The organism is Enterococcus sp. E4-150, from assembly GCF_035726465.1.
GTDB classification, from domain to species: domain Bacteria; phylum Bacillota; class Bacilli; order Lactobacillales; family Enterococcaceae; genus Enterococcus_B; species Enterococcus_B faecium.
Genome location: NZ_JAPRGK010000002.1, coordinates 187,573 through 211,433, shown reverse-complemented (window position 1 = coordinate 211,433; position 23,861 = coordinate 187,573). Strand labels below are relative to the sequence as shown.

At 38.5% G+C, this 23,861-nt stretch carries 24 protein-coding genes and 1 other annotated feature; of the genes, 19 read left to right on the top strand and 5 right to left on the bottom strand.

Annotated features, from left to right (window positions below):
- Window positions 1-7: 7 nt before the first annotated feature.
- From OZ002_RS03030 to OZ002_RS03005, 6 genes are all read left to right on the top strand, one after another.
- A complete protein-coding gene (locus tag OZ002_RS03030; RefSeq protein WP_002289885.1) occupies window positions 8-706 on the top strand; it encodes a rhomboid family intramembrane serine protease in 699 nt (232 codons plus the stop codon).
- Between the two features lie 20 nt (window positions 707-726).
- Window positions 727-939, top strand: a complete 213-nt coding sequence (locus OZ002_RS03025) for a YqgQ family protein (RefSeq protein WP_002293902.1) — start codon at window positions 727-729, stop codon at window positions 937-939.
- Complete coding sequence (locus OZ002_RS03020) at window positions 939-1,901, top strand: ROK family glucokinase (RefSeq protein WP_002293901.1); 963 nt, start codon at window positions 939-941, stop codon at window positions 1,899-1,901. The genes OZ002_RS03025 and OZ002_RS03020 overlap by 1 nt, the downstream gene beginning before the upstream one ends.
- 17 nt (window positions 1,902-1,918) lie before the next feature.
- Window positions 1,919-2,314, top strand: a complete 396-nt coding sequence (locus OZ002_RS03015) for a rhodanese-like domain-containing protein (protein WP_002293900.1) — start codon at window positions 1,919-1,921, stop codon at window positions 2,312-2,314.
- Window positions 2,315-2,476: 162 nt separating this feature from the next.
- Window positions 2,477-2,842 (top strand): DUF488 domain-containing protein, encoded by a 366-nt coding sequence (locus OZ002_RS03010; RefSeq protein ID WP_002288459.1) that lies wholly within the window; start codon window positions 2,477-2,479, stop codon window positions 2,840-2,842.
- Entirely contained in the window at window positions 2,839-4,650 is a 1,812-nt protein-coding gene (locus OZ002_RS03005) for an FAD/NAD(P)-binding protein (RefSeq protein WP_325082852.1), read from the top strand. The genes OZ002_RS03010 and OZ002_RS03005 overlap by 4 nt, the downstream gene beginning before the upstream one ends.
- A 61-nt stretch (window positions 4,651-4,711) precedes the next feature.
- Here the strand turns inward: OZ002_RS03005 and OZ002_RS03000 are convergent, their stop codons facing one another.
- On the bottom strand, window positions 4,712-4,879 hold the full coding sequence (locus OZ002_RS03000) for a DUF3042 family protein (protein WP_156248961.1): 168 nt from the start codon (window positions 4,877-4,879) through the stop codon (window positions 4,712-4,714).
- 248 nt (window positions 4,880-5,127) lie between these two features.
- Here OZ002_RS03000 and galE point away from each other — a divergent pair, with 248 nt between their 5' ends.
- The 7 genes from galE to tsaD all read left to right on the top strand — a co-directional run bounded on the left by galE (window position 5,128) and on the right by tsaD (window position 11,540).
- Window positions 5,128-6,117: a UDP-glucose 4-epimerase GalE gene (galE, locus tag OZ002_RS02995; RefSeq protein ID WP_049142479.1), complete on the top strand. Its 990-nt coding sequence runs from the start codon at window positions 5,128-5,130 to the stop codon at window positions 6,115-6,117.
- A gap of 11 nt (window positions 6,118-6,128) precedes the next feature.
- A complete protein-coding gene (galT, locus tag OZ002_RS02990) occupies window positions 6,129-7,613 on the top strand; it encodes a UDP-glucose--hexose-1-phosphate uridylyltransferase (protein WP_156248962.1) in 1,485 nt (494 codons plus the stop codon).
- Window positions 7,614-7,636: 23 nt separating this feature from the next.
- On the top strand, window positions 7,637-8,617 hold the full coding sequence (locus OZ002_RS02985) for a LacI family DNA-binding transcriptional regulator (RefSeq protein WP_156248963.1): 981 nt from the start codon (window positions 7,637-7,639) through the stop codon (window positions 8,615-8,617).
- A gap of 190 nt (window positions 8,618-8,807) precedes the next feature.
- Window positions 8,808-9,530: a tRNA (adenosine(37)-N6)-threonylcarbamoyltransferase complex dimerization subunit type 1 TsaB gene (gene tsaB, locus OZ002_RS02980; protein WP_231596130.1), complete on the top strand. Its 723-nt coding sequence runs from the start codon at window positions 8,808-8,810 to the stop codon at window positions 9,528-9,530.
- Window positions 9,514-10,056 (top strand): ribosomal protein S18-alanine N-acetyltransferase, encoded by a 543-nt coding sequence (gene rimI, locus OZ002_RS02975; protein WP_002293890.1) that lies wholly within the window; start codon window positions 9,514-9,516, stop codon window positions 10,054-10,056. Before tsaB ends, rimI (OZ002_RS02975) begins: the two co-directional genes overlap by 17 nt.
- 6 nt (window positions 10,057-10,062) lie before the next feature.
- Window positions 10,063-10,527 carry a ribosomal protein S18-alanine N-acetyltransferase gene (rimI, locus tag OZ002_RS02970; RefSeq protein ID WP_002293888.1) on the top strand — a complete coding sequence of 155 codons (465 nt, stop codon included), beginning with the start codon at window positions 10,063-10,065 and terminating at the stop codon, window positions 10,525-10,527.
- The gene (gene tsaD / locus OZ002_RS02965; RefSeq protein WP_002306427.1) at window positions 10,524-11,540 is read left to right on the top strand and encodes a tRNA (adenosine(37)-N6)-threonylcarbamoyltransferase complex transferase subunit TsaD; all 1,017 of its coding nucleotides are present in this window, start codon (window positions 10,524-10,526) and stop codon (window positions 11,538-11,540) included. Before rimI (OZ002_RS02970) ends, tsaD begins: the two co-directional genes overlap by 4 nt.
- Before the next feature lie 609 nt (window positions 11,541-12,149).
- On the opposite strand, the gene OZ002_RS02960 is transcribed toward tsaD, so the two are convergent.
- A complete protein-coding gene (locus OZ002_RS02960; protein WP_002288442.1) occupies window positions 12,150-12,851 on the bottom strand; it encodes a Crp/Fnr family transcriptional regulator in 702 nt (233 codons plus the stop codon).
- A 460-nt stretch (window positions 12,852-13,311) separates the two neighbouring features.
- On the opposite strand from OZ002_RS02960, the gene arcA reads away from it, so the two are divergent.
- From arcA to argS, 4 genes are all read left to right on the top strand, one after another.
- Window positions 13,312-14,541: an arginine deiminase gene (arcA, locus tag OZ002_RS02955; RefSeq protein WP_325082849.1), complete on the top strand. Its 1,230-nt coding sequence runs from the start codon at window positions 13,312-13,314 to the stop codon at window positions 14,539-14,541.
- Between the two features lie 90 nt (window positions 14,542-14,631).
- Window positions 14,632-15,651 carry an ornithine carbamoyltransferase gene (argF, locus tag OZ002_RS02950; RefSeq protein ID WP_002288437.1) on the top strand — a complete coding sequence of 340 codons (1,020 nt, stop codon included), beginning with the start codon at window positions 14,632-14,634 and terminating at the stop codon, window positions 15,649-15,651.
- Window positions 15,652-15,765: 114 nt separating this feature from the next.
- The gene (gene arcC, locus OZ002_RS02945) at window positions 15,766-16,713 is read left to right on the top strand and encodes a carbamate kinase (RefSeq protein WP_002288434.1); all 948 of its coding nucleotides are present in this window, start codon (window positions 15,766-15,768) and stop codon (window positions 16,711-16,713) included.
- A gap of 147 nt (window positions 16,714-16,860) precedes the next feature.
- Window positions 16,861-17,058 (top strand) — a binding site (T-box leader).
- A gap of 75 nt (window positions 17,059-17,133) precedes the next feature.
- Window positions 17,134-18,825, top strand: coding sequence for an arginine--tRNA ligase (gene argS / locus OZ002_RS02940; protein ID WP_002306430.1), 1,692 nt, complete (start codon window positions 17,134-17,136; stop codon window positions 18,823-18,825).
- A gap of 345 nt (window positions 18,826-19,170) precedes the next feature.
- Here the strand turns inward: argS and phnX are convergent, their stop codons facing one another.
- The 3 genes from phnX to OZ002_RS02925 all read right to left on the bottom strand — a co-directional run bounded on the left by phnX (window position 19,171) and on the right by OZ002_RS02925 (window position 21,736).
- On the bottom strand, window positions 19,171-19,956 hold the full coding sequence (gene phnX, locus OZ002_RS02935) for a phosphonoacetaldehyde hydrolase (RefSeq protein WP_125179156.1): 786 nt from the start codon (window positions 19,954-19,956) through the stop codon (window positions 19,171-19,173).
- A complete protein-coding gene (phnW, locus tag OZ002_RS02930; RefSeq protein WP_002317790.1) occupies window positions 19,949-21,040 on the bottom strand; it encodes a 2-aminoethylphosphonate--pyruvate transaminase in 1,092 nt (363 codons plus the stop codon). The genes phnX and phnW overlap by 8 nt, the downstream gene beginning before the upstream one ends.
- 216 nt (window positions 21,041-21,256) lie before the next feature.
- Entirely contained in the window at window positions 21,257-21,736 is a 480-nt protein-coding gene (locus OZ002_RS02925) for an arginine repressor (protein WP_002293881.1), read from the bottom strand.
- Between the two features lie 358 nt (window positions 21,737-22,094).
- On the opposite strand from OZ002_RS02925, the gene rpsB reads away from it, so the two are divergent.
- Together rpsB and tsf are read left to right on the top strand one after the other, a co-directional pair.
- Window positions 22,095-22,877, top strand: a complete 783-nt coding sequence (rpsB, locus tag OZ002_RS02920; RefSeq protein WP_002293880.1) for a 30S ribosomal protein S2 — start codon at window positions 22,095-22,097, stop codon at window positions 22,875-22,877.
- A gap of 98 nt (window positions 22,878-22,975) precedes the next feature.
- A complete protein-coding gene (tsf, locus tag OZ002_RS02915) occupies window positions 22,976-23,857 on the top strand; it encodes a translation elongation factor Ts (RefSeq protein ID WP_002293878.1) in 882 nt (293 codons plus the stop codon).
- Window positions 23,858-23,861 lie beyond the last annotated feature (4 nt).

The window sequence follows — 23,861 nt, the reverse complement described above, 5'->3', positions numbered from 1 at the left end:
GGTTTTCATGAATTATCAACAGCAAATAAAATTGCGTGCATGGTTAAGACGACCGTTATGGACCTATGCTTTTTTAGGGATACAGACAGCGGTCTTCCTCATGATGGAATTATTTCCGCGACTTGAGATCCCTTATTATGCCGGAATGTATGGTCCTTATCTTGTTCACTTCAATGAATGGTGGCGTTTAGTGACACCAATCTTCATCCATTTTGGACTGATGCATTTCGTAATGAACTCACTGATATTGTATTTTATGGGGCAGCAAATCGAGGCAATCTATGGCCATTGGCGTTTTTTCTTGATTTATATGTTCAGCGGGATAATGGGAAATACAGCAAGCTTTGCTTTTAACGAAGCGAATGTTCTGTCTGGTGGTGCGAGTACTTCGATATTCGGTTTGTTCGGTGCGTTGTTTATCTTAGGGTTTCATTTTAAACATAATCCAGCGATCCAGCAGCTAGTCAGACATTTTCTTTTATTTATTGTGTTGACATTTGTTTTTGGTCTTCTGGATACCTCTGTAGATGTTTGGGGACATGTCGGTGGGCTAATTGGCGGATTAGTGTTAGGGAATGTTTTGGGTCTACCGAAACAACAGACAAGCTATTCGATACACCAAAGGATTCTTTCTACACTAGTTTTTGTATTTCTTTTTGTAATATGTATTTTACTGGGTTTAAAAAAATATGGTTTACTTGTATAATATGAAGGAAGTGCTTAAAGATGGAGAGCTTATATGATGTACAGCAGCTGTTCAAAAAATTTGGCATCTTTATCTATGTGGGTGCACGCATCTATGACATTGAATTAATGACTATCGAATTGCGTAATCTGTATGATAGCCGTTTGATTGATCATGATACATACATGACAGCGTGGCGCATATTAAAAAGAGAGCACCGAATTGAAGAAAGCCGAAAGAAAGGAAATTTGTAATGGACAAGAAGATTATTGGGATTGATTTAGGTGGAACAACAGCAAAATTTGCAATTTTAACACCAGAAGGAGAGATTCAACAAAAATGGAGCATCGATACCAATATTTTGGATGATGGTAAGCATATCGTTCCTGAAATCATTGAATCAATCAACCATCGTTTGAATTTATATAATATGAAAGCCGAAGACTTTATCGGAATCGGCATGGGTACCCCAGGAAGCGTGGACAGCGAAGCTGGAACGGTTATTGGTGCGTATAACTTAAACTGGACAGAAGTTCAATTTGTGAAAAAACTGATCGAGGCAGGAACAGGAATCAAATTCGCTATCGATAATGATGCGAATGTTGCTGCTTTAGGTGAACGATGGAAAGGTGCTGGAGAAAACGATCCAGACGTTGTATTCGTTACTCTAGGAACAGGTGTTGGCGGTGGTATCGTTGCTGGCGGAAATTTGATTCACGGCGTGAGCGGAGCAGGCGGAGAGATCGGCCATATCACTGTGGATCCTGAAGGGTTCGAATGTACTTGCGGTAAACGCGGATGTTTAGAAACTGTGTCTAGCGCTACTGGTGTGGTACGTCTAGGTCGTTACTTGGCAGAAGAATACGCAGGAGATTCAAAACTGAAAGCAATGTTAGACAACGGTGAAGAAGTAACAAGTAAAGATATCTTTGAAATGGCTCAAGAAGACGATCCGTTTGCATTGATGGTTGTTGATCGCGTATGCTTCTACTTAGGTTTAGCTTGCGCCAACTTGGGGAATACATTGAATCCGTCAAGTATTGTGTTAGGTGGAGGAGTATCGGCAGCAGGAGAATTTTTACGCAGCCGTGTAGAGAAATATTTTAAAGAATTTACTTTCCCGCAAGTAAGAGAATCAACAAAAATCAAATTAGCAGAGCTTGGAAATGAAGCTGGTGTCATTGGCGCTGCCTCATTAGCCTTGAAATTTGCTTAAAAAAACGGAGGCATTACATGGTTTTATGGGTAATTAATATCATTTTGCTATTGATTGTGCTTGCAATCATCTTTTGGGAAGTCTATCTACGAGTAATGGCCAAGCGTTCAGCAACGACTTTGACAGAAGAAGAATTTCGAGAAGGAATGAGAAAAGCACAAGTAATCGATGTTCGCGAAAAAGATGTGTTTGATGCTGGGCATATTTTAGGTGCAAGAAACATCCCTTACACTGTTTTGAAAGATTCATTAGGATCTATTCGAAAAGACCAGCCTGTCTATATTTACGATCAAAAGAAAAGTTTGAGCATCCGTACAGCAAATAAATTACGTAAAGCAGGTTATCAAGAGATTTATTTACTTAAGGGTGGATATGACGGATGGTCTGGAAAAATCAAAAGTAAAAAAGTATAAAACAGATGATTGTATGACAGCTTTAAAAACCGAATCAATCATTAGATTTTGACCAAGATCACATGAACGGCGCAATGGATAGTTGTGCCGTTCATTTTTTTTATTTTGTGCTATTATCTACATATATAAGCTAAGCGAAAAGGCAGAAAGAAGGAAACAACTATGATCAAATTAAAACGTGTTTACCTTGATGCTGAAAAAGAGGATGGCTATAGAATACTCGTGGATAGGTTCTGGCCCCGAGGAATTTCAAAAGAAAAAGCGCAGTTAGATCTGTGGTTGAAAGAAATTGCACCTAGTAATGAAGCACGCAAAACTTTTGACCATGTACCAGAACGATTTGCTTCATTTGCAAAGAAATACCAGCAAGAATTGATTTTCGAAGAAGAAAAGAAGCAAGCTATTTTTAAACTCAGTCAACTTATGAAAGAACATCCAGTCATTACTTTTGTTTATGGTGCAAAAAATGAACATCAGAACCATGCTGTTTTATTGAAAAAATTTATCGAAATGGAGGCATGCAAATGAAAATAGGGATCATTGGTGCCGGACCTAGAGGATTAAGTGTAGCAGAAAGGATTCTCCATAATAATCAGGACAGACATTCTCTTGAACTTTTTCTTTTGGATCCCAATGGTCCTGGAGGTCGAGTTTGGCGGTTGAATCAGCCACCGGAGTTATTAATGAATTCTGTTTCTCAACAAGTGACGCTTTTTACAGATGAAACATTGTCCAGTGGAGGATTGGTAACACAGGGACCCAACTTGTTTCAATGGAGTAAAGGACCTGCTACAGATTATATCGAACAGACGGTAACCAAAAATAAGCAACTAATTATAGAAGAAATCAATCGTCTGGAAAAAGATCAGCAATCTACTCGATGTTTATACGGACTCTATCAACGCTGGTTTTTCTCAAAGTTGCAAGAAGAATTTCCAGCTTCTATTCAGTTTGTTTATTCTTTAGTAAAAAAAGTCAGCAAAAGAAAAGATGGTTATCTTTTACAGACAGATCAGCAAAGCTATTCTATCGATCAGCTTGTTTTAGCAAGCGGTCACTGGGAAAATGATGAGACAGAAGAAGAAAGAGTGTGGGTAGACTACGCAAAGAAAAATGATTTACTGTATCAGCTTCCTTCTAATCCTGCAGATGTCGATCTTTCGAAGATACCGCCTAAAGAAAATGTCTTTTTAAGAGGTCTAGGCTTAAGTTTTTTTGATTATGTCGGATTGTTTACAGTATCAAGAGGAGGGCGCTTCGAGAACGAAAAAGGAAAACTTGTCTATCATCCATCAGGCAAGGAACCGATTGTATACAGTGGATCAAGAAGGGGGCTCCCTTATTACCCTCGAGGAAGAAACCAAAAGCAAGGCGGAGCAATGGCATGGCCACGGTTACTAACAAAAGAAAACCTGGAGCAATGGCATCAGTCGGGATTTTTGACTGGCGAAACATTTTTTGACTATCTGAAAAAAGACGTTGAGTTGTTTTATTACAAGAAAATCATCGAAGAATATCATTTGCCGATTCCAAAGAAAAATTTTGAGCATGATTTTCTCTCCCTCTCTTCAGAGGAGTATCTCGGAAAGCATCCAGCACTAATCCCTTATAGATGGGATTGGTCGTATTTAGAAATTCCTCTTACCTATCAGGATGAGTCCTTTGCAGAAGCTAGCCGAGCATTTATTGAAGGGCAGATAAAAGAAGCGGAAAAAGGCAATTGCACAGGAGCATTTGCTTCAACATTTGATGCATTAAAAGACTGGCGTGATCCAATCCGGCAGGCTATTGAATGGCACGTTTTTTCTGCAAAGGAATACAAAGAAATACTATGGGGATGGTTTACTCATCTAAATAGCTTTTTAACGATCGGTCCGCCAGTCATTCGGACGAAAGAATTAGCAGCACTGATAGATGCGGGTATTTTTCATTTGATCGAACCGCCACTTGATATTCAGCAAAAGCACAACCGCTATGTTATTTCTCTACAAGATAAAGAAATCAGCAGTCGCTATTTGATTGAAGCTCGATTGCCACAAACAAGCTTTTCTCGTTCAAGTAATCCTGTCATAAAAAATTTGAAGGAAAACAAACTTGTTCGCCCTTTTTCATTTTCAGATAATACAGGAAGTTATCATTCAGAAGCTATAGATGTTGAGCGAGGTACGAATCGCGTGATTGATGCTTCAGGGGAAATCCAGTCTGACTTTTATTGCTATGGAATACCTGTTGAAGGTGTGGATTGGCTAACTGCAGCAGTAGCTAGACCTTATACAGATCCATGGAATCTGAGACAGGCAGATAAAATAGCACAACTTATATTGACTGACAAATAAAAATACGCATGATGACTTATCTGTTCTTTCAAAAGTCTTCATGCGTATTTTTAAATAATTATTAACGAGAAACGCGTTTGCGCATTGCTTTTTTACGGTTTTCTTCGATCATTGCTTCTTTTTCGTCAATTGGATCGATCACTGTTTTTTTCACAGAAGCGACCAAACTAGCAACGGCAGCGGCTGTTGCCAGACTTCCTACTAATATTCCAGATACAAATTTTTTCATTGAATCCACCTCATTTATTATTTGTTATATCTATTATGGAACAAAAGAGAAAAAAAGGCTAGTTTTACGTTTGTTTGTAAACCTTTGCAAAAAATCCTTGAAAATGTTTACTAAATGTTTTATTATAAATTTACCATATGAATTTACGAAATTTTACTTTGTTTGTTTTCACCATAAAAGTAAACTTCGTTTTTTTAAATTATATAGAATCAACAAACACAATTTTACTAATCAAAGGAGTGTTTTTTATGACAATTTTAGTACTAGGCGGAGCCGGTTATATCGGTTCGCACGCTGTAGACCAGCTAGTTCAAAAGGGGTATCAAGTAGCTGTGGTAGATAATTTGCTCACAGGTCACAAACAAGCAGTACATCCAGATGCTCATTTTTATGAAGGAGACATCCGGGATAAAGAATTTCTACGTTCCGTATTTGAAAAGGAACCGTTTGAAGGAGTAATCCATTTTGCTGCAAGCTCTTTAGTAGGAGAATCTGTCGAAAAACCATTGATGTATTTCAACAACAACGTATACGGTATGCAAATCTTACTTGAAGTCATGCACGAGTTCAATGTGAATAAAATCGTGTTCTCTTCTACTGCAGCAACTTACGGAGAACCAAAAGAGTCTCCAATCACAGAAGATACACCAGCTAATCCTAAAAATCCGTATGGTGAAAGTAAATTGATGATGGAAAAAATGATGAAGTGGTGTGACCAAGCATATGGCATGCGCTATGTCGCTTTGCGCTACTTCAATGTAGCCGGAGCAAAAGCAGATGCATCTATCGGAGAAGATCATACACCAGAAACGCATCTTGTCCCAATCATTTTACAAGTAGCTCTTGGTCAAAGAAAAGCCTTGGCTGTTTATGGAGACGATTATGATACACCAGATGGAACATGTATCAGAGATTATGTTCAAGTAGAAGATTTGATTGCTGCACATATTTTAGCTTTGGAATACTTGAAAGAAGGAAATGAAAGCAACTTCTTCAATTTAGGCAGCAGCAAAGGATACTCAGTCAAGGAAATGCTAGAAGCAGCTAGAGAAGTGACAGGAAAAGAAATTCCAGCAGAAATAGCACCAAGAAGAGCTGGAGATCCTAGCCGATTAGTCGCTTCAAGTGAAAAAGCGAGAGAGATTCTGGGCTGGAAACCTGAATACACAGATATCAAAGCAATTATCAAAACAGCATGGGATTGGCATGTCAGCCATCCAAATGGTTATGAAGAATAGGGGAATGAGATATGTCAATCAGTCAAACGATTTGTGATTTTGCCACACTTGCGATCGAAGCTGGCGGATGGATGGAAATGGACCGCTTATATTTACAGAATCGTCTTTTAGGGATGGTAGGAGAAGATGCTCTAGAAAGCATTGAAGTAAGACCAGTTAAGGAAGAATCTGTAGACTTATTGGATCAGCTTGTCGCTAAGGCAAGAGAAAATGGTGTTCTTTCAGAATTGCCAGCAGAACAAGAGATTTTTGAAGCGCAATTAATGGATTTTCTCACACCGCCACCTTCAGTCGTCAATGCATTCTTTGCACAGCACTATTCGAAAAGCCCAGAGGAAGCAACTGAGTATTTCTTTAATTTAAGTAAGAAAAATGACTACATCAAAACAAGAGCCATCGCAAAAAACATCAAATTTCCGGCAGAGTCGGAGTATGGTGAACTGGAAATCACAATCAATTTATCTAAGCCAGAAAAAGATCCAAAACAAATCGCAGTAGAACGCGAGGCGGTAAAAGTAGACTATCCTACCTGCATGCTTTGCATGGAAAACGAAGGATATAGAGGTCGCTTGAACTATCCAGCCCGCACCAATCACCGGATTATTCGAATGAATCTAGACGGTGAAAGCTGGGGATTCCAATATTCCCCTTATGCTTATTACAATGAACATTCGATCATTTTATCAGAACAACACCGCCCGATGAAAATCACAAAGGAAACATTTGCTAGACTGCTTCGGATTACTGAAGTCTTGCCTCATTACTTTGTTGGTTCGAATGCTGACTTGCCGATTGTTGGAGGATCGATTCTTTCTCATGATCATTATCAGGCAGGACGTCATGAATTTCCTATGGCAAAAGCACCGATAGAAAAACTTATCAAACTAGCAGATTATCCGCAAGTCATCGCAGGAGTCGTGAAATGGCCGATGTCTGTGATCCGTTTGCAATCAACAGAGAAAAACTTGCTGATTGAAGCAGCTAACTCAGTATTGGAAAAGTGGAAAGCATATTCGGATGAAACAGTATCTATCAGAGCTTTTTCAGCAGATGGTATACCACACCATACGATTACGCCAATTGCACGAAGAAGGGACAATTACTTTGAGTTGGACCTTGTCCTTCGAGACAACAATGTCTCAGAAGAACATCCTGATGGGATTTTTCATCCACATAAAGATGTCCAACATATCAAAAAGGAGAACATTGGGTTGATCGAAGTAATGGGGCTTGCTGTTTTACCACCTCGATTGAAACCAGAACTAGTAGAAGTAGAGCATTTCTTATTAGGAGAAGAAAATCAGATGGCTGAATATCATCGTCCGTGGGCAGAACAATTGAAAAAAGAACATCCTGATTTGACGAAAGATACGGTCACCGATGTCGTACAAAAATCTGTAGGTCAGGTTTTTGCACGTGTACTGGAAGACGCTGGAGTATTCAAGCGAGATGAAAAAGGACAGGCAGCGTTTGAACGATTTACTGCAATTTTATAAACGTAAAAAAGGAGGAGAGACAAATGGCAACAATTAAAGACATTGCGCAGTTGGCAGGAGTTTCTCCTGCTACTGTTTCAAGAGTTCTCAACTATGATCCTGATCTTTCCGTTGGCTTAGCCACAAAGCAAAAAATTTTTGAAGCAGCAGAACGCTTAAATTATACGAAACATCGTAAAAATGCAGCAAATACTAAGCAAACGCTTCGCCTGATCCAGTGGTACGACGATACGGAAGAGCTTGAAGATCTTTATTATTTATCTATTCGCCTAGGAATCGAAAAAAAGGCAGAAGAAGCAAACGTTACTTTATTGAAAGAAACGTGGGATTCCATTAGTGATCTTCCGGCAGATGGAACGATCGCACTAGGAAAATTCGACGAAGCTCAGTTATTAGAAATGAAAGGATCCCAAAATGCCTTGCTTTTGGTAGATTCTGACGGCACTTCTCAAGGAATCGACTCTCTAGTTGTCGACTTTAAGTCAAGTGTTCAAAAAGTCATTGAACACTTTGTCTCCCATAAAGCGCAATATATCGCTATGCTTGCTGGAACAGAATATACGAAGAAAAACCATCAGCGGCTAAAAGATCCCAGAATTATGGCATTTCAACAAGTTTTGGCAGAAAAAGGCTACGACGAAGGTCCAATTATCGAAGCAGATTTTTCTGTCGAGTCAGGATATCAAGCAGTTAAGCAGTATTTAAAAACGAATCCGCATGTTCCTGATGCGCTTTTTGCAGCTAATGATGCATTAGCGATTGGCGCACTGAAAGCGATTCAAGAAAAAGGTTTAGTGGTACCAGAAGATATTTCTGTGATGGGCTTCAATGATGTCAGTGTAGCGAAATATGTAACGCCCTCTCTTTCTACTGTAAAAGTTTATACCGAATGGATGGGAGAGCTAGCAGTGGAGACGATTCTTCAATTAAGTAATTCCAAAGCACCGGTTTCAAGAAAGATTATTGTGGAAACAGAGTTGATTATTCGAGAATCAACGAAATAAAAGATGGAAAAGCTGTGGGGAAATGGAGTGATACCGCAGCTTTTTTGTGTTTCAGGAAGGGGCAAAATTTGCCCGCCAGCAGAAAATCATGTATCATTGTACTAGTTTTGCCTTTGGTATTTTCATCCTCAGAATAAAAAAGTATGCTACAATGGAAGGCGAGAATGTCATAGCAGAAAGGATCAAATATATGATTACATTAGGAATAGATACTGCAAACCAAACTTTGGCGATCGGTGTGGTAGAAGACGAACAAATTCTTGGACAAATACAAACAAATATCAAACGCAACCACAGTGTAACACTGATGCCTGCAATCGACCAATTGTTTGCAGATCTTCAAATAAGTCCAAAAGACATTGACCGAATCGCGGTTTCTGATGGTCCCGGTTCTTATACAGGGCTTCGTATAGGTGTAACGACAGCAAAAACGATTGCTTATACATTAGATAAAGAGCTAGTAGGAGTATCTAGTCTGAAAACCATCGCGGCTAATTGCATCGGTATGGATAATATTATTGTGCCCATGTTTGATGCTCGAAGAAAAAATGTATACGCTGGGGCATACCGCTGGAAAGAAAATAGATTAGAAACTGTACTTGAAGATGTACATATTTCTGCTTCTGATTTGTTCACACAACTACAAAAGCTGAATGAAGCTATTTATTTCGTCGGGAGTGATTGTCACAAATTCTTCTCTGAAATAAAGGAAATATTGCCTAGTGCAATGATTAATACAGTTCCAGCATGGGATATTCCAAGTGGTGTAACTGTGGCTCAATTAGGTGCTTTAGCTGAACCAGTTGCAGAGAAACAAGATTTTCTTCCTCGCTATTTAAAACGGGTAGAAGCAGAAGAAAAATGGTTGGAGACGCACACACCTGGAGACGAAAGTTATGTTGAAAAAATTTAGAGCGTATGCCAGAAGCTTTTTTCAAGATAAAATGATTTATACAGAAAAAACAATCGAACAAATCGATCGTCGTTACGTACTAAGAGAATTGACTACAGAAGATATCAAAGAGCTGCTGGATGTCGAACGAGAAGTCTATAATGGCGAATTGCCATGGACAAAAAGTGCCTTTATATCAGAATTGAAGTCACCGCTTCCTCATCTATATCTAGGTATCTTTGATAATGGAAGAATGATTGGTTTTATCGGTTCAAGAGCGTTCGGTTTAGATTGCCATATCACGAATATTGCCGTTCGACCGGCATATCAGCGTAAACGAATCGGTTCGCTGCTTATTGACGAAATCGAGAACTTTGCTATAATGAATCGCTGTGAGACGATGTCATTAGAAGTGCGTATGAGTAATCAAGATGCACAAAGACTTTATCGGAAGTTAGGTTTTCAAGCAACAACGATCAAAAAAAGATATTACACTGAAACAAAAGAAGATGCATTGGATATGATAAAACTTTTAGAAAATGAGTGAGATTAGTTGATTTGCAGAAAAAAAGATTTTGATGAAGCGTACTTGGCAGAATGCGTATGGATGATTAGCGAAAATGCTTATCCACATGGTTCACCTTGGACGAAAATGCAGTTTTTGGCAGACATCCAACAGCCTCACTCTGATTATCTGCTTTTAGTTGAAGATAACCAGATCTGTGGCTTTATTGGATACTCGAAAGTAATAGATGAAGTCGAGATCACAAATATTGCTGTTGCAGTTTCAGAACAAGGAAAAGGGCATGCACGGCATTTGTTACAATTACTGATTACGGAACAAATAAAAGATTCGCTGCATGTTTTTTTAGAAGTACGTCTATCTAATGAAGCAGCAAGAAAACTTTATGAATCAGAAAAGTTTCGTATATTAGGTAAACGGAAATCATATTATCGCAATCCGACGGAAGATGCGATCATTATGAGCAGAAAGTTAAAAACGGAGACGATGAAATGAATGAAGAATTGATTCTGGCGATTGAATCAAGTTGTGATGAAACGAGTGTAGCGGTCGTTAGAAATGGAACAGAGATCTTATCTAACATCGTTGCTTCTCAAATAAACAGTCATAAACGTTTTGGTGGCGTAGTTCCTGAAGTAGCTAGCCGCCATCACGTAGAACAAATTACCTTATGCTTGGAAGATGCACTGGTAGAAGCTGGTGTGTCGGCAGAAGATTTATCGGCAGTCGCTGTCACTTATGGACCAGGACTTGTCGGCTCGTTGCTGATTGGTATTTCTGCAGCTAAGGCTTTTGCTTGGGCACACCAATTGCCGCTTATTCCTGTAAACCATATGGCAGGGCATATCTATGCAGCCCGTCTGGTTAAACCATTCCAGTTTCCATTGATGGCACTTCTTGTTAGCGGAGGACATACAGAATTAGTCTATATGCAAGAAGATGGATCATATGAAATCATTGGGGAGACAAGAGATGACGCAGCAGGAGAAGCTTATGACAAAGTTGGAAGAGTATTAGGTCTTTCTTACCCAAGCGGAAAAGAAATCGATCAGCTAGCTCATCAGGGAAAAGATAATTACCATTTTCCACGAGCGATGATCCATGAAGATAATTATGATTTCAGTTTTAGCGGATTAAAAAGTGCATTTATCAATTTGGTGCATAATGCACAACAGCGTGGAGAAGATCTAGACAAAAATGATTTAGCAGCTAGTTTTCAAGCAAGTGTGATCGATGTATTGATTACTAAAACACTTCGAGCTTGTCAAAATTATCCAGTCAAGCAACTGATTGTAGCTGGAGGTGTAGCGGCCAATCAAGGGTTGCGTAAAGGATTGCAGGATGCTTTGGCAACTAAACTCCCTGAGGTAGAACTAGTGATTCCCCCTCTTCGACTTTGTGGAGATAATGCTGCAATGATTGGAGCAGCAGCACATGTGGAAATGCAAAAAAGAAATTTTGCTAGCTATCAGTTGAATGCTGATCCAAGCTTGGTTTTATCTGAATAAAGAGGTTGTGAAAAATCTGCCCTGCATCAAGTAATAAGAACAGCCCAGAAAAAACGGCTTCTCATGTTTTTGACCTGGCTGTTCTTGTTACCGCGTATGCAAGCTTTTGAACGCCGTTTAATCAAGAGTTCGTAAGCCTGTCGTTTAACTCTGATTCACAAGGAACAATTTCAAAAAACAGCTCCTCATGTTTATGAACATTATGACTTGTGACCGAAGAGTTGACAGGTACACACCGTTTAATCGAAATAAGGGCTGTGACACGCTTTTGTCAAAGCCCTATTTTTTACATACTTTTAATCATTATTGTTATTTTGCTATTTTTTACAGCTTATTCATCATTATCCGTTCCTCTGATTGCCCTCACTGATTAATCGTTTATTGTCGAGGAATATCGAATAATCTAGGTCGGATGAGGACAAGACGCTTCCTCTAGTTAATCTATCAGTATTTTTTGCAAACAGTGAATATTACATAACTGAAACACACATAGAAAATCTTTGAGTCTTGCCCAGTTATCTAAAACTGCCGGATCTTTCAGAAGTTTTAGGGAGGAAAATAAGCAGTGACCCTGATAAATATCAGGGTCACTGCTTATTTTTGTTCGCGTTATTCTCTCATAGCTGGAGTAGTAGCTGTCTTACAGAAAGTAAAACGCTTTTTGTCATAATCTAACAGTCCGGAATCACGTAGTTGTTTGATTACTTGTCCAGCAGTTTCACGTGTCGTGCCGCTATTCACTGCTAATTCTTTTAAGGTGATCGGATAAGGAATGGTGATATGACCATCTTTTGTTGGTACGCCCAATTCTTCTTTCAAAATGAATAAATTTTGTTTTACCCGGTCAAAGGCGCTAGAGGTCAATCCGATTTGGATACGCAATTCATGTATTTCAACTACTTTAGAAATTTTTTGTATCATATAGATCAACTGTTCGGGATTTTTTCGTGCTAATTTTTCATAGTAGGAAACAGGAAGGTAGAATGTTTCAATATCAGTCATCGCTTGAGCTGTATAAGTGTAGGTCTCTTCTCCAAACATTCCTGACATAGGAAAAAGGTTATTTGTATTCACATAGTCATAGTAGTAATAAGTTGCACTTTCATCATAACGTTCTAAACGAACGAGTCCTTTGGTCAAGATATACAACCGTTGTCTGGGATCACCATCGTCGAAAAGGATCTGTCCTTTTTTATAAGAACGAAGAACAGTATGTTCCTTGATCTGTTGGAACTCTTCATCCGAGAAATGTTCAAAATCAGGTTGATATCTGAGTTTTGAAAAGTGAAAATCGATTTTATTAACACGCATTAAAAAGTCCTCTCCTTATTGTTCACTATATTTATTGTCACTTTTTTTAAAGAATTTGTAAAGTTTTAACATACCAACATTAGAAACAAGTTTTAATACTTTACAAATATAATTTGTTATTATGTAAAAAATATACAATGGTATTGAATAATTTGTTTTGAAGCGAATGATTTGTGTATAAAAAACAACAATAATACATATAGTAAACGCTAACAACGCTAATATAATTTATTTTTTTAATTTATTCAAAAAAATTTTTTCAATGAATAAATATTTTTTTGAAAGTGTATACAGAATAAAAAATGAATAAATTACGCTTAAAAATAGAAAAACGTTTAATTATTTAATTATCGAATATTAATGTGAGGAATGTCTCATTTTGAATGAGACAAAATTATGAAAGTGATTACAAAAGGAGGATATCCTATACATGTAATCAAAAAGAAGGAGGCAACACAACATGGATAAACCTATTCACGTTTTCTCTGAAATAGGGAGATTAAAGACAGTTTTACTGAAAAGGCCTGGACAAGAAGTGGAAAATTTGACACCAGATATTATGGATCGTCTGTTGTTCGATGATATTCCATATCTTCCGATTGCTCAAGAAGAACATGACAACTTTGCAAAGACATTGCAAAATGAAGGCGTCGAGACTCTTTACTTGGAAAAATTAGCAGCAGAAGCGATTGACGCAGGCAATGTCAAAGAACAATTCTTGAATAAAATGTTGGATGAATCTCATATTGCATCGAATGCTGTAAGAGAGGGTCTTCATGAGTTCCTTCTATCAATGGAAACGCAAGAAATGGTAGATAAAATCATGGCTGGGGTTCGTACAAAAGATATCGAAGTACGTTCTAGCAGTCTATACGATCTGTCAGCAGACGATGACTATCCATTTTACATGGACCCAATGCCAAACTTGTACTTTACACGCGACCCTTCCGCATCAATGGGAAATGGGATGACAGTCAATAAGATGACTTTTGAAGCACGTCGTCGTGAATCGATGTTTACAGAATATATTTTGAAACATCATCCAAGATTTGCAAATAAAGGAATCGAAGTATGGTTGGATCGTGAAAATCCAGATCATATCGAAGGCGGAGACGAATTGATCTTAAGCGATAAAGTAGTAGCTGTTGGGATTTCTCAACGAACTAATGCGAAAGCTTTAGAAAAATTAGCACGCCACCTATTCGCAAAAAATTCAGGATTTGAAAAAGTGTTAGCAATCAAAATTCCAAACAACCGTGCAATGATGCATTTGGATACCGTATTTACAATGGTAGATCACGATAAATTCACTATCCATCCAGCAATTCAAAGTAAAGACGGTAAGATGGATGTCTTTACAATCGAACCAGATGGTGATGATATCAAGATTACTCATTCAGATAACTTACACGAAACGATGAAAGCTGCTCTTGGATTAGATGATCTTGTACTGATCCCAACTGGTAATGGAGATGAGATCGTTGCACCTCGAGAACAATGGAATGATGGATCAAACACATTGGCGATCGCTCCAGGTGTTGTAGTCACTTATAACCGAAATTATGTATCGAACGAATTGCTTCGTAGCTATGGCATCAAAGTGTTAGAAATCAATTCAAGTGAATTGTCACGAGGCCGTGGTGGTCCACGCTGCATGAGCCAACCACTTGTCCGTGAAGACTTGAAGTAATTTGTTTCCTGACGGCGGTCTTACTGTCAGCTGCCGTCGGGATTTCCTCTTTAATCTTAAATAAAAACAATCTAAAGGAGAATGTTTAATATGAAAGAATCAGTATTCCAAGGAAGAAGCTTATTAGCAGAAAAAGACTTTACAAAAGAAGAATTACAATATTTGATCGATTTTTCAGAACACTTGAAAGACTTGAAAAAACGTGGTATCCCACATCACTATCTAGAAGGAAAAAATATTGCGCTTTTATTTGAAAAAACATCTACACGTACTCGTTCTGCATTTACTACTGCAGCGATCGATCTAGGTGCACATCCTGAATATCTAGGTGCAAATGATATCCAATTAGGTAAAAAAGAATCCACAGAAGATACAGCTAAAGTACTAGGTCGTATGTTTGATGGAATCGAATTCCGTGGATTCAGTCAAAAAATGGTAGAGGAACTAGCAGAATTCTCTGGTGTTCCAGTTTGGAATGGCTTGACTGATGAATGGCATCCAACACAAATGATCGCTGACTTTTTAACTATCCAAGAAAACTTTGGAACAGTAGAAGGTATCACTGTTGCTTACTGCGGAGATGGTCGAAACAATATGGCTAACTCTTTATTAGTCACAGGTGCAATTTTAGGAGCGAATATGCGTATCGTTGCACCAAAAGAATTACAACCTGAAGAAGAAATCGTCAAAATGGCAGAAGGCTTTGCTGAAAAATCTGGTGCACAATTGATGATTACCGACGATGTTGATAAAGGTGTAGACGGAGCAGACGTCCTTTATTCTGATGTATGGGTATCAATGGGTGAAGAAGATAAATTCGAAGAACGTATCAAATTGTTGAAACCTTACCAAATCAATATGGAAATGGTAGAAAAAACACACAACACAGATCGTTTGATCTTCTTGCACTGCTTGCCAGCTTTCCATGATACAAACACTGTTTACGGTGAACAAATGAAAGAACGCTTTGGCATCACTGAAATGGAAGTAACAGATGAAGTCTTCCGCAGCAAATATGCTCGTCAATTTGACCAAGCAGAAAATCGTATGCACTCAATCAAAGCGATCATGGCAGCAACATTAGGTAACTTGTTTATCCCTCGCGTTTAAGCATAACCACATTCATCTCACGAAAAAACGAGTCAGCATTGAGGGAAAATCACAAAACGCTGGCTCGTTTTGTTATCTAGAAAATTCGGTAGAACTGAAGAAAGGACGAATGAAATGGCCAAACGAAAAGTAGTTGTCGCTTTAGGGGGTAATGCTATCTTGTCTACGGATGCAAGTGCAAAAGCCCAACAAGAAGCGTTAATGGAAACAGCAAAGTATTTAGTGAAATTTATCGAACAAGGAGATGAATTGATCATCTCCCACGGAAATGGTCCGCAAGTCGGTAACCTATTGATTCAGCAGCAAGCTGCTGATTCTGAGAAAACACCGGCAATGCCTTTAGATACATGTGTTGCAATGACAGAAGGATCTATCGGTTACTGGTTACAAAACGCCATGGGCGAAGTACTGAAGGAAAAAGGGATCGATAAAGATGTGGTTTCTTTAGTCACTCAAGTTATTGTGGATGAAAATGATCCTTCATTCAAAAATCCAAGTAAACCAGTCGGTCCATTCTACACGGAAGAAGAAGCCAAAGAACAAATGAATGCTGACTCCACTGTGACATTCAAAGAAGATGCTGGACGTGGATGGAGAAAAGTAGTCGCTTCCCCTAAACCCATCTCGATTAAAGAAGCACGTGTCATCGAAACGCTGGTAGATCAAGGAGTTATCACAGTCTCTGTTGGTGGCGGTGGGATTCCTGTTGTAGAAACAGCTACTGGATTAGAAGGACGAGAAGCCGTAATCGATAAAGATTTTGCTTCAGAAAAATTAGCCGAAATCATCGATGCGGATTTGCTGATCGTATTGACAGGAGTAGACAATGTGTATGTCAATTACCAAAAACCAGATCAAAAGAAATTAGAAACTGTTACTGTTTCAGAAATGAAACAATACATTGATGAAAAGCAATTTGCTCCAGGAAGCATGCTTCCGAAAGTAGAGGCAGCTATTGCATTTGTTGAAGCAAAACCAAACGCTAAGGCAATCATCACTTCTTTAGAAAATATCGAGAATCTTTTAGCTTCTGAAGAAGGAACGATTATCGTAGCTGATTAATTTGTTAAGTCTTTCGTATTTACGAAATGATTTATAGCTATCCAGGTGGTATTTCTTCTCCTTTAGGCCATCTGGATTGTTTTTTTATCAGAAACGACTAGCCTTTCGTTTTTTTTTCTGATATAATTCAAGAAAGTTTAATAAGACTAAGATTTGTTGAACAAGATAGTACTTGTATCATTCTTGGCTAGCGAATTCGGAAGTGGTGGAAGCCGAATGAAGAAGATACAACGAAGCGCACTTGGAGAATTCTGTTTTAAACAGACGGTCGTCTACCGATATCAGATGGAGCTGGTCCTTTTTTAGGACAATTGGAGTGGTACCGCGGGAAATCTCGTCTCTAGTGATGGCATACTAAGTATGCCGTCGCTAGAGATTTTTTTGTTTAACAATCAAGGGAGCACTTTAGGAGGAATAAAGATGAATAATAAAGATCTTGTCGCAAAAGCTGTCTATGACGCTGTCAAAGATGATTTAACACTGGAACAAGTCGAACAATTACTAGAAAATCCAAAATCAGCTGAACACGGAGATGTTGCATTTCCAGCCTTTTCATTAGCAAAAGTTTACCGAAAAGCACCACAGCAAATCGCTGCAGATTTAGCAGAAAAAATCGACTCTGCCAACTTTGAAAAAATCGAAGTGGTTGGACCTTACTTGAACTTTTTCATGAATAAAGAACTTATCAGTGAAAAAGTTTTGCAAACAGTAGTGAAAGAAAAAGAACATTATGGGGATAGCAATATCGGGAATCAAGGAACAGTACCAATCGATATGTCTTCTCCAAATATTGCAAAACCAATCTCAATGGGACATTTACGTTCGACAGTTATCGGTAATTCGATTGGCTTCATTATGGAAAAAATCGGATACCAGCCAATCCGCATCAATCATTTAGGTGACTGGGGCACGCAATTCGGAAAACTGATTGTTGCTTACAAAAAATGGGGTTCAGAAGAAGCTGTTAAAGCAGAACCAATCAATGAATTGCTTCGTTTATATGTCCAATTCCATGAAGTAGCTGAAACAGAACCAGAATTAAATGAAGAAGCTCGTGCTTGGTTCAAACGTCTGGAAGAAGGCGATGAAGAGGCTATTCAATTATGGCAATGGTTCCGTGATGAATCGATGAAAGAATTCAATAAAATCTATGATCTGCTGGAAGTACGTTTCGATTCGTTGAACGGTGAAGCTTTCTACAATGACAAGATGGATGAAATCGTCAAACTTTTAGAAGAAAAACATTTGCTGAACGAGGATAAAGGTGCAGAGATCGTTGACCTATCTGCTTATGACCTGAATCCAGCGTTGATTAAGAAGTCAGACGGTGCGACACTATACATTACACGTGACTTAGCTGCTGCATTGTACCGTAAACGTACTTACGACTTCAAACAATCTCTATATGTAGTAGGGAATGAACAAAGCTATCATTTTAAACAGTTGAAAGCTGTCTTGAAGGAAATGGGCTTTGACTGGTCTGACGACATGCACCATATTCCATTTGGTTTGATCACACAAGGTGGTAAAAAATTATCAACTCGTAAAGGAAAGATCGTCTTATTAGAAGAAGTATTAAATGAAGCAATCCAATCTGCTAAAGAACAAATCAGCGAGAAAAACCCTGATTTGGAAAACAAAGATGCTGTAGCTAAACAAGTTGGGGTTGGGGCAGTCATTTTCCACGATTTGAAAAACGATCGACTGAATACATTTGACTTTAACCTGGAAGAAGTTGTTCGATTTGAAGGAGAAACTGGACCTTATGTGCAATATACACATGCTCGTGCAGTCAGCCTGTTGGAAAAAGCAGGATTTGTCCCTTCAGAAACAGCAGACTATGCATTGAATGACGATACCAGCTGGGAAGTGGTTAAATTAGTTCAAAAATACCCTGAAACGGTCTTGTCTGCTGGGGAAAAATACGAACCGTCAGTGATTGCGAAACATGCAATCAAATTAGCACAAGCATTCAACAAATACTATGCTCATACGAAGATTTTAGCTGATGATGAACAAAAAGAAGCACGCTTAGCTCTAGTTTATGCAGTGACTGTATTATTGAAAGAAGACCTTCGTTTGCTAGGACTTCATGCACCAGATAAGATGTAAGAAAAAGAGAATGTGAAATCAGCGTTCTGATCCGAGTATTAGAGAAACAAAAGAGAAAATAGCTTTTCAAATTTTATCGTTTTTTGAGCAAATACCGAGAGTCAGCTGAATGAACACCGTTTAGTGGAGAGGTTGTCTCTTAAACACTGTTTGTTTGCAAAAAAGGGGACTGTGACAAAAGTCGTGTCACAGCTCCCTTTTTTTTTCGAATAAACGGTGTTCAAAAGCTTGCATCTGCGGTAATAAGCCTAACCAAACGAAAAATATGAGGAGCTATTTTTGTTTGGCTGTTCTTATTACTTGATGCAGGGCAGCTTTTTCACAACCTCTTATTTTGTATAAAAGTCATTCTGGATTCTTGTCAGCGTACAAAATGTATTCTGTTAACTCTTTTAAATTGTTTACACAAATATCAGCGCCGGCTTGTTGGAATCTAAGAGCAACAGACTGTTTTAAACGATCTTTTTTCCCCATCTCTAATTTTTGGTACTCATCATAAGAAATCCCCATTAGCGAACTACCTTCAATTACACCTACTGTCAACACTCCGGCATTTTTCCCTTCCTGGATATCTGAGACCGTATCTCCGACTTTGATTACTTCATCAACCGACTTGTTTTTGAAGTACTGCATGTTTTTATGGATCATATAAGGAAACGGTCGACCATACCCTTCGACGTCTTCAGAAGTTGCCATGAAGTCTGGTGAATACCCTTCTTTTTTTGCGGTTTCTGCTACGATTGTCATCATAGGAGCAGTAAATCCAGTCGTGGAACCAATATTGATCCCAGCGTTTCTCAACTGTTCGATCGTTTCCAATGTGTCGGGTTTCAAGGTAGAATGCTGGGCCAAATCTTTAAACAGATAATGTTCAAATTGTTGATACAATTCCTCCACCTCTTTTTCCTGAGGTAGTTGTCCATAAATAGCTATCCATTGTTCTTTGACAGAAGGGAGGGAAAGAAGCTGTTGGATATGATCCCATTTTAATTTTCCCATCGGTTCGCGGATTTCTTTGTCAGTCAGTTGGATTCCTTTTTCTAGAAAAGCATTTCTAAAAGCGTGGACAGGAGCCATACAGCCAAAGTCCACAGTTGTTCCTGCCCAATCAAAAATTACAGTTTTAATCATTAACGTTCTCCTTATAGTCTTTGATAATTGCTGTCAGTTCCAAAATATCTTCCGGATAGATCTCGCCAATATTTCCGATACGAAAACATTCATGATCGCTGATTTTCCCGGGATAGATCACAAATCCATTTTGCTTTAAATACTGATAAAAATGATTAAAATCAAATCGCCAGTCCTTAGGGTAAAGAAAAGAGGTGATGAATGGCCCCTGATATTCTTGAATGAAAGGCTGGAACCCCATCTCTGTCATTTTTTGTCGTAGCACATGATTATTGGCGAGATAACGTGAATATCGAGTTTCGATTCCTCCTTCTGCCTCTAGTTCCTTCAGCGCTTGTTGAAAAGCCAAAACCGTATGGGTAGGGGAAGTGAAACGCCATTTGCCATTCTCGTTTTCCATCACGCGGTACTGGTCATATAGATCAAGTGACAAACTTCGACTCACATTTTTTCGTTTTTCCAGTTCCGCTTTATTAGCAAGTACAAAAGAAAAGCCCGGAACACCTTGAATACATTTGTTTGAGCTGGAAATCAAAAAATCAATCCCTAGTTCGGCTACACGAATCGGTATCCCACCAAAGCTTGACATCGCGTCCACTATAAACAAAAGATCTCTTTCTTGTGTGACAGCAGCAATCTCTTCCAAATTATTCAAAATACCGGAAGTAGTCTCGCTATGGACCATTGCTAGTGCGGAGATAGACGGATTCTCTTCAATCAGCTGTGTAATCACATGAGCTTGGAGGATTTGATGTTCCGATACCTCATAAACGGTATAGTTCAGTTTCAGACATTCGCACATGTTGATCATTCGTTGTCCATATGCGCCGTTTGAACAAATCAGTACAGTATCTTCTGGTCTGATCACAGAACTTAATACCGATTCTACCCCGAAGGAGCCGCTACCTTGCATTAAGACCGTTGTGTATATTCCTTCCGATACTTGAGCAAGATCCAGTAATTTTTTTCTTATCCATTGTGTAATTTCTTTGTATTCTTGATCCCAAGTACAATGATCGATCAGCATAGCATTTTTCACTGTTTCAGAAGTCGTCAATGGTCCAGGAGTTAATAATTTATACATATGATTTCCTTTCATTTCTTTTTTGAAATACACAAAGAGCAAGAAGCTGCTCTTGTTAACATCCAATATAAATGATGATTATTGTGATTCAATCAAGGTGTTGAAAAATTTGAATAAAAAATGATGTATTTTTGTAAAGAGTGTAAAGGTTTATTTAATAAGGAAAATATTGAAAATAAAAAAACACGCATTCCATATTAGGAATACGTGCTCTGATTAAAAAAGTGATACTTCAGTTGGATGGTGAAGAAATTCTTCTACTCGTTTTGCGTCCTCCTCATTTTCCGAGATGACCATGATCGTATCGAATCCAGCAATTGTACTGACAATAGAGGGAGGTTTGATCTCATCTAAAACAGATGCAAATAAATGAGCATTGTCTGGCAAGGTATTGACGATCGTCAAAAAGTGGACTCGTTCGACTTTCAATACAATGTCTTCAATCATTTGAACCAGCCGATCCTCTTCCTCAGTCCTAGTTTCAGGAGTTCCTTTTTCGCGAAACAATACGAAGCGGGAAACGCCATTTTCATCAGGTGCCTTCACGATTTTTAGATCACGGATATCTCGAGAAATCGTTGCCTGCGTGGCGGTAACGCCATAATGCCCAAGCTTGTTTAATAGTTCTTCTTGCGTACGGATCGGGAATTCTTCAATGACTTGTTTAATCAGCAAATGTCTTTGAGCTTTGCGCATTTTCTTTCTCCTTTACGAAAGATTTCACATGTATCATAACAAAAAAAAGAAGGATTGCCCAATAATATTCGTCTTTTATACCTAAAATTATTTTATGGAAAAAGGATAATAAAGAAACAAAGAGAAATCTACTGTTTTTCTTGAATTCTTTTTATCTTTCAGGTAAACTATTGAATGTTGAGCAGAAAAGTATATTTGCTCTTGCGATACGGATCTTTTGTCTGTATAATAGCTGAGGGTGCTTTATGCATCAGCAAATCCACATTCTTATTGGATTGTCGGTAGGTGCTTGAAAAAGTTTGCCGGCAAGGTAGAAGATAAGAAGAGGAAAAATAAAACCAAATCGGAGGAAACAAACATGGCAGTAATTTCTATGAAACAATTACTAGAAGCCGGCGTACACTTTGGTCACCAAACTCGTCGCTGGAATCCAAAAATGAAGAAATATATCTTCACAGAAAGAAACGGAATCTACATCATTGACTTGCAAAAAACAGTTAAATTAGTAGATGCAGCTTATGATTACATGAAGAGCGTTGCTGAAGAAGGCGGCGTAGCATTATTCGTAGGTACAAAAAAACAAGCACAAGAAGCAATCAAAGAAGAAGCAACTCGTGCAGGACAATACTTCGTTAACCATCGTTGGTTAGGCGGAACATTGACAAACTGGGATACTATCCAAAAACGTATCAGCCGTTTGAAACAAATCAATGCAATGGAAGAAGATGGAACTTTTGAAGTTCTACCTAAAAAAGAAGTTGCTGGTTTGAACAAAGAACGTGAACGTCTTGAAAAATTCTTAGGCGGTATCGCTGATATGCCAAGAATCCCAGATGTAATGTACATCGTTGACCCACGTAAAGAACGTATTGCTGTTCAAGAAGCACACAAATTAAATATCCCAATCGTAGCTATGGTTGATACAAACTGCGATCCAGATGAAATCGACGTAGTAATCCCTTCAAACGACGATGCAATTCGTGCCGTTAAATTGATTACTTCAAAAATGGCTGATGCTTTCATCGAAGGAAACCAAGGTGAAGATCAAGTAGTTGAAGAAGATTTCACAGAAGAAAACACAGCAACATCAATCGAAGAAATCGTAGATGTTGTTGAAGGCGACAATTCTTCAGCAGAATAATTTTGAATGATGGAGCTGTTTCAAAGGCTGGGCGACAAGCCTCACTCTCCTTTGAAGCAGCTTTTTTTAAAAAGAAAAACACACAGGAGGAGTTAAACATGGCAGACGTTACAGCTAAAATGGTAAAAGAACTACGCGAAATGACTGGCGTAGGAATGATGGATGCGAAAAAAGCATTAGTTGAAGTAGAAGGCGACATGGAAAAAGCAGTTGATCTTTTACGTGAAAAAGGAATGGCAAAGGCTGCGAAGAAAAATGACCGCATTGCAGCTGAAGGATTGGCTTCAGTTGCTGTGAAAGGTAACACTGCAGCAATCGTTGAAGTAAACTCAGAAACAGACTTTGTTTCTAAAAACGAAATGTTCCAAGATTTAGTAAAAGAAATTGCAGAACTTGTTGCTGAAAACAAACCAGCAGACATGGAAGCTGCAATGAAAATCAAAACAGATAAAGGTACAATTGAATCTGACTTGATCGAAGCAACTCAAGTTATCGGAGAAAAAATCAGCTTCCGTCGCTTTGAAGTTGTAGAAAAAGACGACAATGCTGCATTTGGTGGATACTTGCATATGGGCGGACGTATTGCCGTATTGACTGTTCTAGATGGAACAACTGACGAAACAGTTGCAAGAGACGTAGCTATGCACGTAGCAGCTATCAATCCTCGTTATGTAAACGAATCACAAATTCCAGAAGCTGAATTAGAACATGAAAAAACTGTTCTTACAGAACAAGCATTGAACGAAGGCAAACCAGCGAATATCGTTGAAAAAATGGTAGAAGGACGCTTGAAGAAATTCAAAGCAGAAATCGCTTTGGTGGACCAACCATTCGTTAAAGATCCTGATATGACTGTTGAAAAATACGTTGCATCAAAAGGCGCAACTGTTAAAACATTCGTACGTTTCGAAGTTGGCGAAGGTATCGAAAAACGCGAAGATAACTTTGTAGAAGAAGTTATGAGCCAAGTGAAAAAATAATTCT